Here is a 15,004-nt window from a genome sequence, read left to right on the forward strand (position 1 = left end):
AATGATCGGAATTAATCCGTCATAAGCGAAGGAACAGCAGACAACAACATTCTTGTGTATTCGTCTTGAGGATTCGTGAAGATTTGCTTGGTAGGCGCTTCTTCCACGATACGTCCGAAATACATCACCGCGATTCGGTCAGAAACGTAACGAACGGTGTTGATGTCGTGACTGATGAAAACTAGTCCCAAGCCAAGGGAAGCTTTGAGATCTTCCAATAGATTGAGCACTTGGGCTCGTACAGACACATCGAGGGCGGATGTGGGTTCGTCGGCCACGATGATGTCAGGGTCCAGCGCTAAAGCGCGAGCGATAGCCACACGTTGACGCTGTCCGCCAGAGATTTGCCGGGGCATCACATGCATAGCGCTCATAGGCAAGCCCACAACCCCCAGGAGGTCTTTGACTCGGGCTTCACGTTGAGCTGGTGTTCCAATGCGGTGCACATTGAGCGGATCAATCAATGTGTCATGGATCGTCATACGAGGGTTGAGTGCAGTTGCTGGATCTTGGAAGACCACGGAAACACTGCGCCCTAACGCTCGCCTATCTGATGCGCGATGGCCAAGTTTACGGCCTTTGAAATACACCTCGCCTTTGGTAGCAGGTTGCAGACCTACCATGACGCGAGCAGTGGTGGACTTCCCGCACCCTGATTCTCCTACGATGCCGAGTGTTTCACCTCGACGAACGCTCAGTGAAACGTCATTGACAGCGTGAACTGTGTCAGGCTTAAATAACGAGCCAGTTCGTGACTTGTGAATCACGTGAACATGTCGCAGTTCAACGATGGGTGTGTCTTTAGTAGTCACTGACGGTGTTTGCGTCATTTCATCTGTATTCATGACTGCTCCTTCGGGTCTTCGCCCAGCGCCAATCCAAGGGCAGCGCGTGCAGCATCAAGCTCAGGGGTAGTGGCGTAAACGTGACCGGCGTGACCAGGCACATCAACGAGAGTGGGACGCGTATTAACACCGATATTGGTCAACGCACTACGCGGGGAGAAACGGTCACCGATAGCAAACTCACGAGGGCTAGGAACCGTTCCGCGAACTTGGTGGAGTCGGTTCGATCCAGCTTCAATAGAGAGAACAGCCCCAAGGAGCCCTCGCGTGTATTCATGAATCGGATTGATCAATAGTTCACTGGTTTCTGCCTGCTCTACAACCTGTCCGGCGTACATCACCGTAATACGGTGAGCCACCTTTGCAACAAGTGCAAGGTCATGAGAGACGAACACCATGGCAAATCCGAGTTTCTCACGAAGATCGTTGAGAAGATCGATCACTTGCTTCTGAACCGTGACGTCAAGAGCCGTCGTGGGCTCATCTGCAATAACGAGTGCAGGGTCACGGGTCAATGCCATCGCGATAAGAACGCGCTGGCGTTGGCCACCAGAAAGTTCGTGGGGGTAAGAGCGTAACGTCCGTGCCGGATCCAGACCGACGAGTTCAAGAAGTTCTTCAGCACTACGTGTTCCGCCGCGTTTGGTGAGCTGTTTCATTTGGGAACGAATCAGCATGGACGGGTTAAGTGAGGACAAAGCGTCCTGGTAAATCATGGACATGCCAGTTCCACGCAGAGCGTTATGTTCTTTCGCACTGAGCTTGAGCAAATCCTGGCCATTGAACATGATTTCGCCACTAAGGCGTGCGGTAGGTGGAAGAAGCCCCATGATTGCCATGGAAGTAATGGACTTACCACACCCAGATTCACCAACCAGCCCCATTGTTTCACCGGGCCGGACAGAAAAACTTACGTGGTCAACAATATCGGTTTCGCCATGTTGCGCAGGGAATGCAATGGAAAGGTCTTTCACCTCAAGAATTGGCTTGTCATCACGGGTATAAACAAGACGATCGTGACGTTCGCGCTCCGCAATCGCAAGATGCTCAAGTCGAGTAGCCAGCGGTATATCAGCAGCTGCAGGACGAACAATCTGGGTTAATTGACTCATGCCTTCAATGGCCAATGCTGAGTCAACCACGGACGTATTCTTGGTTACTTGAGGCTGTGCAGGAGTATCAGTAGCAGTCACTGCCTCGTGATCCCCTTGGTCCATCGAGTCGCTGGTGTCAAGAGCTTCTTCATCAGCAGTCACATTCACATTGACCTTAATACGTGGAGAGGCCATCGCATCGGTCAAGCCTTCTGCCAACACGTTAAGGCACAAGGTGGTAATAAGAATCATCATGCCAGGGAAAAATGTGGTCCACCAGTGACCAGACAACAGCAATTCTTTGCCTTCAGACAGCATATTTCCCCACGTGGGAGTCGAAACCGAGGCAATGCCTGCTCCGATAAAGGACAAGGATGCTTCAAAAACGATGGCATCAGCAACGAGCACTGTTGCGAAAACCATGATGGGTGCCACGCAGTTACGTGCTACGTGTTTCGCTAAGATCCACCAGGACGGCGCCCCCATCACCTTCGATGCCGCAACGTAGTCTTCACCAAACTGCGAAAGAACGTTAGCTCGAACTACACGAGTAAGTTGCGGAATATAAAGAATAGCGATTGACACAATAATCACTGGAAGCATGGGAAGACGCGTAGACAACGCAGAAACCAAAACAGCTGCCAGAGCGATTCCGGGGAAAGACATCAAAATGTCTAAACTACGCATCAGCAGCTCTGATACCCATTTGCGTGACGTAGCCGCAATAGAGCCAAGCACTGCGGCGATCACCAGTGCCAAACCGGTTGCCGATAAACCCACGATCAGGGAAACTCGGGCCCCCACCATGATTCGACTAAGAATGTCACGTCCTGCACCGTCAGTTCCCATCGGGAATCCACTACGTGGAGAAACAGAGTTATCCGGAATAACTTGGTCTCCCACGCCCTCAATATGGATCGTGTGCTCAACACTAGTGAGACCTGATGCACTAGGGTTGTGAGGTGCTAACCACGGGGCCAGGATCCCCATAAAAGCCACCACTAGCAACAAAATGATCGAAATCTTCGATGCTAATGGAAGGGCACGCCACCCCTGGAACCGCAATCCTGGGGCCTCAGTTTTCTTGAGAGTGCTGCGGTGGAACATCACACACTCCTAATACGTGGATTAACGAGGACATAAAGCATGTCAACAACGATGTTGATGAGGATGAAAGCAAGCGCCACAGTGAGCGTCACGCCTTGGACGACGTTGACGTCACCGCGTGTGATCCCTTGGAAGATAAGTTGTCCCATTCCCTGAATGTTGAAAATCATTTCGATGACCACAGCGCCACCCATCAGGTAGCCCACGCGTAAACCAAGAACCGTAATAGGCGTGATCAGTGCGTTACGCAGTACGTTACGTCCCACCACAATTGGTTTAGGAATTCCTGCACCAATAGCTGTACGGACATAGTCCTTATCGAGTTCTTCCACCATCGCCGTACGAACCACACGGGTAAGTGATCCGATCACAGGAATAGCGAGTGCGACAGCAGGTAGGAAAATCTGGTGGATATATCCTCCTGCATCATCAGAAAAGTGAATCCATTTCGTGACAACGGCAGGGAACATAGCGGCGCCACCGGGGATATCACCAAGCCACTGAATAAGCAGCAATGCCAGCCAGAATGACGGCGTAGCTAAGAAAGCGATCGAAAGAACACGAATAACTTGATCGGGCCAGCGATCACGATAAAGAGCAGCGATAATGCCAAGAATTGTTGAAAATACAACAGCAACAATTAGACCAATAAATGTCAACTGAAGTGTGATAGGAAAAGCGGTTGCGACCCAATCAGAAATGCTCACCCCAGTGAACGACTGCCCTAAGTCACCTTTGAAAAGGCCCATAAGATAATCGCCGTAGCGAACGAGAAGAGGATCATTAAGATGGTGAGCGATTCGGTAATTCTCAAGAGCATCGTGACTAGCGGATTCGCCCAGCGCCATGCGGGCCGGATCCACAGATGATAAAGACATCACCACGAATACCAAGAATGTCACGCCCAAAACCATCACAGGTAACGCCAGCAGACGGCGTCCAATGAGACGGACGAGATTGGACACGTAATGTTCCTTTGCAATACACGCGTCAAACGCAATAGTGGCTGATCTGTTTTGTTCAATGCTGGCTTATCGACGCCATCGTTGGCGCACAGCCATCACTTCACTGGTGTTTTAAGCGCTGAATGTTCCTTTCTCAAGAAAGATCACGCATCACACCGTCAATAAAGTCCCTCATATTCGAGGAGTTTCAGAGGTGTGGGGCTCACGCTGGAAGCATGAGCCCCACACCGAATGAGGTCATCACGACTCAGTGGAACCCACATCAATAAATGACAAACCGGTTACAGCGATCGGCTGGAAGTCCACAAGAGTTTCGCCGTTGTATGCGGTCGGTACCTTGCGATGGAAAATGGGGTAGAGCGGAATGACGTCAGAAACAACATCGAACGTCTGGTGCCAAAGGTTCTTTTGGTCATCACCAGTTGCTTCACTTGCCTTGTTCAGCAAATCCTGAACCTGGTTGTAGGATTCCTCGCCCTTCCAGTGCATGCGGGAATCGGTCCAGGTATCGCCTGCGTACCACCAGCGAAGCAGAAGATCTGCGTCATCTCCGAATACTGAGGGGTCACCTGGTGCTACGACAATATCGTAGGCATCGGGGTTTCCATCAATAGTGGAGTAGACGTCAGAAGACTTCTTTTCTTCATAGTTAACCTTCAAGCCTGCGGCTTCAAGGTTTTCCTTGATAATGGGGCGCACCGCAGCAAACCAACCGTGATTAGAGCACAGAAGGCGAACTTCAGTCAGACCTGTTTCAGCGAAAAGACTCTTTGCCTTGTCAACATCGTGGGTGTAAACAGTCGATGCTTCCTTGTAGGCAGGATGTTCTTTTTGGACAAAGCATGTAGCAGGGGTAGCCAAGTCAGACATGCCAGTCTTACAGATCTTGTCGTAGTCCAGTGAGTACATCACTGCCTGACGATTGCGCACGTCATTCATTGGCGCAGAGCCACAGTTGAACATAGTAAACAGCAATCCAAAGCCCTGCTTAGCAGCAACCTTGAGCGGTTCACTCATGGTGCCAAGGTTTGCTGCTGGGACAGAATCGATAGCCTGAACAGTTCCGGAACTAATGGCATTGGTACGAGTAGTTTCATCGGGGATGATCTGCCACACCATGCTTGCGGCCTTTGCAGGATGCGCACCGTTGTAGTGCTCATTGGCTTTAAACTCCACCTGCTGGCTCTGTGCACCATTGTCCGTCATGATGTACGGGCCACTACCTACAGGATTTTGATCAAATGCCTGAGGATCAGCCTCGACAACAGCCTTAGGAACGATCTTAACGACGCTCAAACGCTCCGGAACAAGAGAGAAGGGGTACTTCGTAACGACAGTGACTGTTTTGTCATCCTTTGCCTGGACAGAATCGAGGAAAGGAAGGAAAGCAGCGTAAAGGCTCTTGTTCTCAGGGTTGAGCACGCGCTCAAACGAGAAGACGACGTCATCGGTGGTTACCGGGGTTCCGTCAGAGAAAACAGCCCCGTCACGCAGAGCTACTTCCCAGTGAGTGTCATCAATCTGCTTAGGCATGTCAGCGCCGAGAGCTGCATAGCATTCACGGGTGACAAGATTGAGTTCAGTTAGGCCCTCGAGAGTATGCCAGTTAGCAGCAAGTGTGAGTGCCGATGTTGTGGTCATGGGATCGTAGCCGTTGGTACCTAACTCGTATGAGATACCCGCAGTAATCTTTCCCTGGCTGTTAGCAGTGGCAGTGCTTCCGGATGAATCGCTTCCTGCTGCATCCTTCTTGTCACCACAAGCGGACAATGTTGCAGCGAGGGCTGCTGCCGCGCCTAATGCCGAACTGACCTTGAGAAATGAACGGCGGCTGGCGCCGCCCAGGGGTGTATTCACCATTGAATGCTCCTGAAAGATATTTGTCAGACATCCTATGTCTGACGTCGTTGGCAGAATCATAGTAGCATGTTCTTCAGCAACAGATAGCACTATTGGTGAGGTAATTTACATGCCGGCTTTGCGCTCAGTTCTAGCCTCTACTGCATTATCGAGCCATTCAAATCCTCGCTCTGCTGCAGAACACACGATGGCTGCGATGAAGCAATACATCATGGATAACCATCTCCAACCAGGAGATCCTCTTCCTACCGAAGCAACAATGTGCGATGTTCTGGGAGTGTCACGCTCTTCTGTACGCGAAGCAATCCGCACACTCGCCGCCCTTGACATTGTCCACGTTCGACATGGTCACGGCATGTTCGTAGGCGAGATTTCTATGGACCCTATGGTTGAGCAATTGGTGTTCCGCGCAGCACTCAATCCTGGGGAAGATCGTCGCGCGCTCAAAGATATTGTCCAGATCCGACGCGCCCTTGATCTCGCTGCAGGCGAAGATATTGTCCATGCTTGGCAGGGGCGCGACGTATCGTCGCTAACAACATACGTGTCAGCTATGGCTGAACAGTTGCGTGCCGGCAACTCGATTACCGCCCACGATATTGCCTTCCACCGCGAATTATTAACTCCATTGGACAACAAACTTCTGGGCCAACTTACCACTGCTTTTTGGGAAGTCCATACACGTCTGACTCCTCGCATGGGAATCCCAACTCCGACCGATTTAGATCAGACCGTTCATGCCCACCAAGCGATGGCAGATGCTGCTACGTCGGGAGATCTTCACGCTTACCATCAAGCAGTACGTGACCATTACGCTCCGCTACTTCGTATTATTGACTCGTCAACTTCCGCTTAATGAGTCCGTTTTCACCCCTCGTTAACGCCAGCCCCATTCACAATCACTACGTTTCCTAAAGCCAACACCACTAGACGAGTCAGTTCGCGTTCACCACCGGCGGCTTAGCGACAGCAGCGCATCCTTCTTGGACACCTCGAGGACTCAGAGTGACTCGATCACTATCCCATGACCAACAATCGCCGTTTCTCATTAGACCAAGTTCAGATAACGAATAAATCGCACACTGAAGAGTCAGATAGTCATCCGCTTCCCACACCACCACAACATGATCGTCATCAAGTGCGGTCATCACAGAGTAGGCGCACGCTCCTTCATCAATAATGATCGCAGGACTCCACGTTCGACCATTATCGACCGACACATGAATCCCTAATCGTGTGCGCTCGCTAGGGTCATCACACATCGAAGCAAGCATCACTCCCCCACATTCACACAGTCCCCCATTACAAGCAGGGTCAGTTAGCGATAGATCCGACTGTGGTGAGGAGAAATGCTGCGCATCATCAGTGGAGATTGCCCAGTAACGGTGAGGACGTGAACGAGCATGCATCAGTATGGAATCATCAGGTAATGCGATCACCTTGTTTTCATCGCAATGCGGCCCCACAGGTTCCCCCATAGACCACGTGTCACCATGATCATAAGAACGCGCGGTGATCGCCCAGTTTTCATCATCAATTCGAGCAACAAATGGCTGAAGAAGTAGCCCACCGTGCCCAACGGCACCATTACCTGAGGCGGTAAACATTCCTCCAACATTCGCCGGACGCAGGAATGAAAAGTCGCGATGAGACCAAGTTTGACCATCATCATCCGACGTAGCAAGCCAAAGCTCTAATCCTGGACCGCCAGGACGAGCCGAAAAATACGATTCACCAGTCGACCCCACATACCAGCACAATATTATTCCACTGGATGGGTCATACGTTAACGAAGCATCTCCGAAGCCATGTCCCGGCGTATGGGCTCGCAGGGGACGCGGGCGTGACCATGTCTTACCATTGTCATCACTCACCATATAGGCAAGGTCAAAGTCAGCAGGAAGATCTCGCCAGTCTTCCCTCACGTCAAAAGCGACGATGAGTCTGCCCGTCCCAGTTCGTGTGAGTGCTGGAATTCGATAAATCGGCGAAGCAAATGCCGAGCCTGGAAACGGCGTACCTGCAGTAGCGAGGGTAACTGACATGGGCAAAATTATACAATCACCCGTTTTGAGAATATGTATTTATTGAAGTAACCTCCTGAGTTTTATTGAAGTAACCTCCTGAATCTTCAGGATTTATCGAAGTAGTCCCCTGAATCTCCAGAACTCTTCACTCATACAGCAACCCCAACAAAAACAACCTTCCTCCTGGCGTCACTAACGCTTGAGCACCCATAACAAATCTGACTATATGTCAGATAATGTTTCTTGATGACAGATCTAGTTAGGTTGGGCTAACCTATCTCCGAACGGCATTCATCAATAGATTCGCCCCGATAAGAAATAGGTCGATTCATGTCTACACAGCCATCAATCCCTGCGCTAACTGCACGCTCACAATCGGCAACAACGGCACAAAAAGTCATGTACACAGGTGTCTTCACCGCGGTGTACTTCGTCATTTTCTTCGCACTGGGCATGCTGGGATTCTTTGGACCCCAGTTCATGTTTGTCTCGGGGCCGTTAGCGTTCCTTCTCGAAGGAACCGGCATCATGGTGTTCTTCTCCAAAGTGCGTTCCTTCGGCGCTCTAACAGCACTCGGCACAATCATCGGAATTCTCATGGTCCTTACCGGCCATGCATGGACCACTTTGGTTTTGTCTGTCTTAATGGCTCTCATCGCCGATTTACTTGCCCGCAGCGGCCAGTATGTGAACGCGAAGAAGAACATCATCGCTTACGCAATTCTTCAGTTGTGGTACTTCGGTGCCTGGCTCCCAATTTTCTACAACGCAGACGCCTACTACGCAGACATTACTCGACAAATGGGCCAGGTCTATTCCGATGAAATGCGTGCAATTTTCACGCCTACAGTTCTCATGATCTTCATCATCGTCGACTTCTTCCTCTCCCTCATCGGGGGATGGATCGGCACAAAAGTACTACGCTCACACTTCCAAAAAGCCGGCATCGCATGAGTTCTTTGGCCTTCGCTCCCCTCAGCAAGCCTGTCCCAACGACTCCCCACCACCAGTGGGAACAGAACCTACGAACATCGTGGAAACCGGTCCGCTATCTCCGTAACGATCCACGAAATACATTGCTCCTGGTATTCATAACCAATATTTGCGTCATGGGCGGTGCATCCACTCCTGTTTTGATTGTGGCTGCGTTTATCGCGGGAGTTTTATTCGCGTCTGTGTGTTCACTGCGTGGCCTGTTCATCTACATCAGTCTTGTCACGCTGTTCATTGTGTTCACCACTCACGCAGCAGTCATTGGCCAGTCTGCAATTCTTGCGTTTTTTATCAGCATGAGTTTTTGGATGTCACGTTTCACAATTACTACAACGCTAGGGATTTACGCCCTCTATTCGATCAGCCCCACGCAGTTAGCATCCGCTCTACGAAGCATGCGCTTACCACGCAGTTTCGTGAACGCAGTTCTTGTCATGCTTCGTTTCATTCCGACAATCATCGCTGAGTTCCGCGCAATTCAAGCGGCTATGCGTCTTCGCGGAATTCGTTTAACTGGTCGGGACACGATACTTCATCCTATTCGTACTGTGGAGTATCTCCTTGTTCCCCTCATGGCAGGGATTATCCGCATCGCTGATGATCTCACTGCGTCGGCGGTGATCCGCGGAATGGGTGCCAGAGAAATTCCATTGCCCCTCATCGCGCTACGGTGGCGTATCGGGGACGTAGTCGTTATCAGTGCCGTCATAGCTTTATTAGTTCTTCGTTGGTTCAATCCGGGAAGCATTCCTGACATGAATGCATTACATGAGGCAGTGATCGCGAGATGACAATTTCCCCGACTATCTTACTAACTGAAGGGAAAGATCATTCCAGTGAAAACGATCCTGGGAAGAGCATCCGCTCTACAAGCGACGGAAAAGTAACCTTCACTGACGTCACCTTCGCTTATCCAGCACCTCCAGGCGAAGAACCTTCCCTTGTTTTTCATGATCTTTCCGTCTCATGCACTCCAGGGACAATCACGCTATTTTGCGGACCATCAGGCTCAGGCAAGTCCACAGCACTGAAAATGGCTAATGGATTAATCCCTCACCTTCAACCAGGACACTTCTCCGGCGAAGTAATCGTCGATCGGCACACCATGAATGAGGTCGATCTCAACGACATCGGTCGTCACAGCGCTACTGTTTTTCAAAACCCGCGGACACAGTTCTTCACCGGTCAGGTGCTCTCCGAAATCGCTTACTGCGGGGAAAACTATCGTGTTGATCGCGAAATCCTCCTTCAGCGCAGCATCGATTCAGCCCGAACAACAGGGGTTGAGCATCTGCTCAATAGAAGTTTGCACGGGTTATCTGGTGGACAACTCCAATCTGTCGCTCAGGCAGCAGCACTAGCAGCAGAGGTTCCGGTCCTTCTCTACGACGAGCCCACAGCCAACCTATCTCTTGAAGCAATCGAATCGTTCACTCAGTTACTCGCAACCTTAAAACGTGCAGGAAAAACGATTCTCATCGCTGAACATCGGTTGTATTTCTTGAAAAACCTAGTCGACCAAGTCGTACTTTTCACCCCAGGGCAGCAACCGCAACTCATCGAAGGGGAAAAGTTCTTTACACAGAGTGATGAGCAACGCCGCACGGCTGGGCTTCGTACATTTTCAGCCCCTACCGAACTCCACTCATTAATACTCAATAAAACTGCTGACCAGAGAAGTTCTATCAGTACAAGTGAAGGCCGCCCCACTTGGCGTGAGCAACCACTCCCCCGCCGTGAATCAGATGTTGCCTCTGAAGGAGTCAGTATTCGAGGATTAGAGTTCACTTACCCAGGTCATCATGACTCCCCCACCGTACTCATTGATGCTCTTGACTTGCCTGCTGGTGAGATTACGTGCGTTGTGGGGAACAACGGCGTCGGCAAAAGTACCTTGGCATCACTCCTGACCGGTCTACTCACGCCACAACGGGGTGGCATCAGTATTAACGGTTCTTTAATCAAGCCTTCTCGTTTGCCTTCTCATGCCGCAATTGTCATGCAAGATGTTCACCGGCAACTCTTTTCTCAAACAGTGCAGCAAGAAGTACTAGTGGGAACTCGCCATCAAAATATCGATGTGCCAGCAATTTTGGATCAATTAGATCTATCTACCTGCGCTGTTCGTCATCCTCTCTCGCTTTCAGGCGGACAAAAGCAAAGAGTTGTCATTGCTGCTGCTCTAGCAACCCGGCGTCATCTCCTCATTTTCGATGAACCCACATCAGGAGTGGACTACCGACAGTTACAGGCAATTAGCAATGTCTTCACTGACCTCGCTTCACAAGGCCACACCGTTCTCGTCATCACACACGATGCCGAATTAATCGAATCATGCGCTCATCACGTAGTCCGGTTGTCTCCCCCAGCTACATCCCATGATGAGTCACTTCGCAGCGCTCACCTCACGCTCTTGACCCGCACCAACTCACTTCAAGGATGCTCACAATGAGTACCGTCGATATCACGTCATTGAATTCTCCACCTCTCGATGACGAATCCGTCCCGTTATCGAATAAAGAAAAAGATGCCGCTGGGCGACGCGCCTTTAAAGCCCTTGTTGCACCGATTAGAGGTCGCCTCCTTATCGCTCGGGCAATGGCTGTTATCTCGGGGGTACTCTCCGTAGGCCCTTTCATCGCCTTGGTCTGGTTAGCACAAACCATGCTCAAAGCATGGGAAAACGGAAGTATTCCTGATACTCATGAAGTCCACCGAGCACTAGTCGTCCTATTGAGTTTTTTCATTGCAAAACTCTTCTTCTACGTTGGTGCGCTCACAGTGTCACACTTTGCTGATGTACGCCTCAGGCATCACCTCCAAAACCACATTGCTTCACGAATGGCTCAAGCACCACTGTCATGGTTTTCTCAAACAAACTCCGGCCTTGTTCGCAAAGCAATTCAGGACGATACCCACGAAATTCATACAGTCATTGCTCATGCACCTGTCGATAACACCGTAGCAATCGTTAGCCCTTTAGCGTTGTTGGGATATGCATTCTCCATCAACTGGAAGCTCGGCCTTTTAGCAATCGCCACGTTGCCACTGTACCTCGCCGCAATGGCCTACATGATGCATGACATGGGTGAAAAAACAGCAGAGATGGATACTCATTTGGGTCGCGTCTCAGCAACCATGGTGGAGTTCATTACCGGTATTTCTGTCGTCAAAGCATTCGGTCGTACAGGTCAAGCACATGAGCGTTTTACTTGCGCTACTGAGGATTTCCACCGCTTTTATTACGCATGGTGTGGACCGATGCTCCGCATGTCAGCGCTATCCTACGCAACCATTTCCACATCCGTACTTGTTTTAGCGAATCTTGGGATTGGTTCGTTACTGGTGCACTCCGGACAAGCCCATCCAAGCAATTTAGTAGTCACTACCATCATCGCATTAATGATTCCTCAATCATTCGAGACCTTAGCAAATATGACATGGGCTCTTCAGTTAGCGGGCGCAGCAGCGTTGCGTATTCAAGACGTGCTGACTATTCCCCAAGTAGAAGAACTTGGGGAAACAATCGGCGGTGAACCGCACAATCACCAAATCGCTAACGAAGCCGAACCACCCGCGGTGAGTTTTTCTCATGTCTCATACTCCTACGGTCCGACGTTGGCATTGGACTCAATCACTCTTGAATTGGCACCGGGAACAGTTACTGCACTGATCGGCTCGTCCGGTTCAGGAAAATCAACCTTGGCTACCTTATTGGCGCGTTTTGATGATCCAGATCAAGGCCGCATTACGCTCGACGGAAAGGACCTTAGGGAGTTCTCCACTGACGAACTGTACAAACTGGTGAGTTTCGTTCTCCAAGACCCTCATATTCTGCGTTTGAGCATCCGCGATAACGTACGACTGGGAAAAACAGACGCAACTGATGAAGAGATTTGGCAAGCCCTTGAGGCTGCCCAAATTGCTGAGGAAATCCGCGCGCTACCGCGAGGACTAGATACAGTTTTTTCCACGGAGACCTACCTCTCTGGCGGGCAATGTCAGCGTCTTTCAATCGCACGAGCCATCCTTATGGATGCGCCGATTCTCATCCTCGATGAAGCTACTGCCCTGACCGACCCAGAGTCTGAGGCCTTAATCCAAGAGGCCCTCACTCAACTCGTCCATTCACGTCGTGAAGGTCGAACAGTTCTCGTCATTGCGCACCGTCCTGCTTCCGTTCGAGGAGTGGACCAAGTGGTCATCCTTGACCATGGACAGGTTTCATGCCAGGGCACGCCTGAACAAGTGGCCCATCACCCGTTGTACTCGGCACTGTGGGAAGGAACAGACTAATGTCCAGCGCCAGCACTTTGAGTAACGATTCTCTCCAGATGCCACCGCTCCCGGTCACCTCTTCGCTTACTGCGCCGCATAGCATTACTACACAGTTATTTCGCCTTCTCAGCGCACAAGGACAAGAGTTCCTTCGTCACGCTTTACTACTCTCCATCGTCAGCGGCATTATTCGTGGATGTGCGCTTGTCGTCTTCATGCCAGCAAGCGCGGCATTAATGATGGATCGTCCTGTATGGGGGCTGACGCTCCATGGCTGGTTAATGCTGCTCGCTATCATCGCCGTGCTTTCTGCCCTGTGCGAATACTTGTTAGCAATGGCGAACTATCAAGCAGCACTTGATGTGATGGAGAGTTTGCACGCCAAAATCGGTGAGCAAGTCGCCCGTCTCCCGCTCGGTTATTTCACCGATGACACCGCGGGGAAGTTCTCCCGCCTTGTTACCAAACAAATGATGATGATGGGCGAGTCTTTAGCTCACATGCTTTCTCCCATGGTGATGCATGTATTCACCATGCTGGTTCTTTTGGCTGGATGCTGGGTATGGTCTGTTCCGATGGGACTGATCTTGACTGCGAGTATTCCCGTCATGGCATTAGCCATCTATGCCTCACGCGCATGTGAACGTCATAGTAAGAATATCAGCGAGCCCGCTCTTGAAGAACAATCAGCACGTCTCGTGGAGTTTACTCAGCACCAGCCTGCGCTTCGAGCATGCGGTCAAGCAAAGCACTACGCGCCTCTTCACGAGGCCAATGAGTGGGCAGAACACAGTGCTATTCGAGGTCTCTGGTGGGGTCTCCTTGGCCAATTCACCTTGGGAAGTGCTTCTCAAACTATTGCGGTTCTCGCGATGGTGATTGCAGTCAGCCCCAGCATTGGTTTTTCGAATCCAGTAGCCACCATCGTTTTTATCGGCATCATGCTCCGATTCACCACATTGCTTTCTGAAATTGGTGGTTATGGCATGGGGCTAGAGAATTCTCGCCCACTCCTTAACACTGTGAACGCCATTTTGGATGAGCCCGTGATCGTTGATCCCCTCAATCCAAGGCGTGCTATTCATTCTGGCGCTATTGCCATGGAGCACGTCACCTTTGGTTACACGGCAGATAAAACTGTTCTTCATGACGTATCTTTCGAGGTTCAACCAGGAAGCATGACAGCTATCGTTGGCCCTTCAGGATGTGGAAAAACAACCCTAGCTCGTCTACTCGCGCGCTTTTATCCCGTTACCCAAGGACGTGTGCTCATTGGGGGCGTTGATGTCACCGAACAGCGACTCGAAGACGTCATGGGACAGATTTCTTGGGTATTCCAAGACGTCTATCTCTACGACGACACGTTATTCGCCAATATTGCCGTGGGAAATAAAGAAGCTAGTAAGGAACTTATCGAACAGGCAGCAGCGTTAGCCGGGGTTGATGAGATTGTTCAACGTCTTCCCCAAGGATGGGATACTCCCGTTGGTGAGGGTGGTCGCGCACTATCAGGTGGTGAGCGTCAGCGGGTATCGATTGCCCGTGCAGTCTTGAAAAATGCGCCCATCATGATTGTTGATGAGGCAACGAGTGCCCTTGATCCTGCCAATGAACAGCATGTGATGGCCTGCCTTGAACATATGAGAAAACAGTCCACGCTCATTGTCATTGCGCACAAGTTGAGTACCATCACGTCAGCAGACACCATTCTTGTTCTCAATAGTGAAGGACGTGTAGAGCAGTGCGGCAGTCATCATGATCTTGTTGGGGTGCCAGGCACGTATCATGATTTTTGGCAACAACGTGTCACGGCCCAAGGATGGTCATTAATGTAA

Annotated in this window: 11 protein-coding genes; 6 read left to right on the plus strand and 5 right to left on the minus strand. The window is 50.8% G+C overall.

Annotated features, from left to right (window positions below):
• Window positions 1–11: 11 nt before the first annotated feature.
• The 4 genes from A9753_RS07445 to A9753_RS07460 all read right to left on the minus strand — a co-directional run bounded on the left by A9753_RS07445 (window position 12) and on the right by A9753_RS07460 (window position 5,871).
• Window positions 12–845: an ATP-binding cassette domain-containing protein gene (locus A9753_RS07445; RefSeq protein ID WP_245637405.1), complete on the minus strand. Its 834-nt coding sequence runs from the start codon at window positions 843–845 to the stop codon at window positions 12–14.
• Window positions 842–3,046: a dipeptide/oligopeptide/nickel ABC transporter permease/ATP-binding protein gene (locus A9753_RS07450; protein ID WP_067782688.1), complete on the minus strand. Its 2,205-nt coding sequence runs from the start codon at window positions 3,044–3,046 to the stop codon at window positions 842–844. Before A9753_RS07450 ends, A9753_RS07445 begins: the two co-directional genes overlap by 4 nt.
• Window positions 3,046–4,011, minus strand: coding sequence for an ABC transporter permease (locus A9753_RS07455; RefSeq protein ID WP_067782691.1), 966 nt, complete (start codon window positions 4,009–4,011; stop codon window positions 3,046–3,048). Before A9753_RS07455 ends, A9753_RS07450 begins: the two co-directional genes overlap by 1 nt.
• Window positions 4,012–4,251: 240 nt before the next feature.
• Window positions 4,252–5,871, minus strand: a complete 1,620-nt coding sequence (locus tag A9753_RS07460; protein ID WP_067782694.1) for an ABC transporter substrate-binding protein — start codon at window positions 5,869–5,871, stop codon at window positions 4,252–4,254.
• A gap of 109 nt (window positions 5,872–5,980) precedes the next feature.
• Here A9753_RS07460 and A9753_RS07465 point away from each other — a divergent pair, with 109 nt between their 5' ends.
• Window positions 5,981–6,727, plus strand: coding sequence for a FadR/GntR family transcriptional regulator (locus A9753_RS07465; RefSeq protein ID WP_067782697.1), 747 nt, complete (start codon window positions 5,981–5,983; stop codon window positions 6,725–6,727).
• A gap of 79 nt (window positions 6,728–6,806) precedes the next feature.
• Here A9753_RS07465 and A9753_RS07470 read toward each other — a convergent pair whose 3' ends face one another.
• Window positions 6,807–7,916 carry a sialidase family protein gene (locus A9753_RS07470; protein ID WP_067782700.1) on the minus strand — a complete coding sequence of 370 codons (1,110 nt, stop codon included), beginning with the start codon at window positions 7,914–7,916 and terminating at the stop codon, window positions 6,807–6,809.
• A gap of 312 nt (window positions 7,917–8,228) precedes the next feature.
• Between A9753_RS07470 and A9753_RS07475 the strand changes: the two genes are divergently transcribed.
• Genes A9753_RS07475 through A9753_RS07495 form a run of 5 tightly spaced genes read left to right on the plus strand, consistent with a single transcriptional unit; the run spans window position 8,229 to window position 15,004 of the window.
• Window positions 8,229–8,852, plus strand: coding sequence for an MptD family putative ECF transporter S component (locus A9753_RS07475; RefSeq protein ID WP_067782704.1), 624 nt, complete (start codon window positions 8,229–8,231; stop codon window positions 8,850–8,852).
• Entirely contained in the window at window positions 8,849–9,682 is an 834-nt protein-coding gene (locus tag A9753_RS07480; RefSeq protein WP_176702764.1) for an energy-coupling factor transporter transmembrane component T family protein, read from the plus strand. Before A9753_RS07475 ends, A9753_RS07480 begins: the two co-directional genes overlap by 4 nt.
• Window positions 9,679–11,343 (plus strand): ABC transporter ATP-binding protein, encoded by a 1,665-nt coding sequence (locus A9753_RS07485; protein WP_067782710.1) that lies wholly within the window; start codon window positions 9,679–9,681, stop codon window positions 11,341–11,343. Before A9753_RS07480 ends, A9753_RS07485 begins: the two co-directional genes overlap by 4 nt.
• The gene (locus A9753_RS07490) at window positions 11,340–13,187 is read left to right on the plus strand and encodes an ABC transporter ATP-binding protein (RefSeq protein ID WP_067782713.1); all 1,848 of its coding nucleotides are present in this window, start codon (window positions 11,340–11,342) and stop codon (window positions 13,185–13,187) included. The genes A9753_RS07485 and A9753_RS07490 overlap by 4 nt, the downstream gene beginning before the upstream one ends.
• Window positions 13,187–15,004 carry an ABC transporter ATP-binding protein gene (locus A9753_RS07495; RefSeq protein WP_245637406.1) on the plus strand — a complete coding sequence of 606 codons (1,818 nt, stop codon included), beginning with the start codon at window positions 13,187–13,189 and terminating at the stop codon, window positions 15,002–15,004. Before A9753_RS07490 ends, A9753_RS07495 begins: the two co-directional genes overlap by 1 nt.

The organism is Actinomyces vulturis, from assembly GCF_001687305.1.
In the GTDB taxonomy this organism is placed as follows: Bacteria; Actinomycetota; Actinomycetes; order Actinomycetales; family Actinomycetaceae; genus Actinomyces; species Actinomyces vulturis.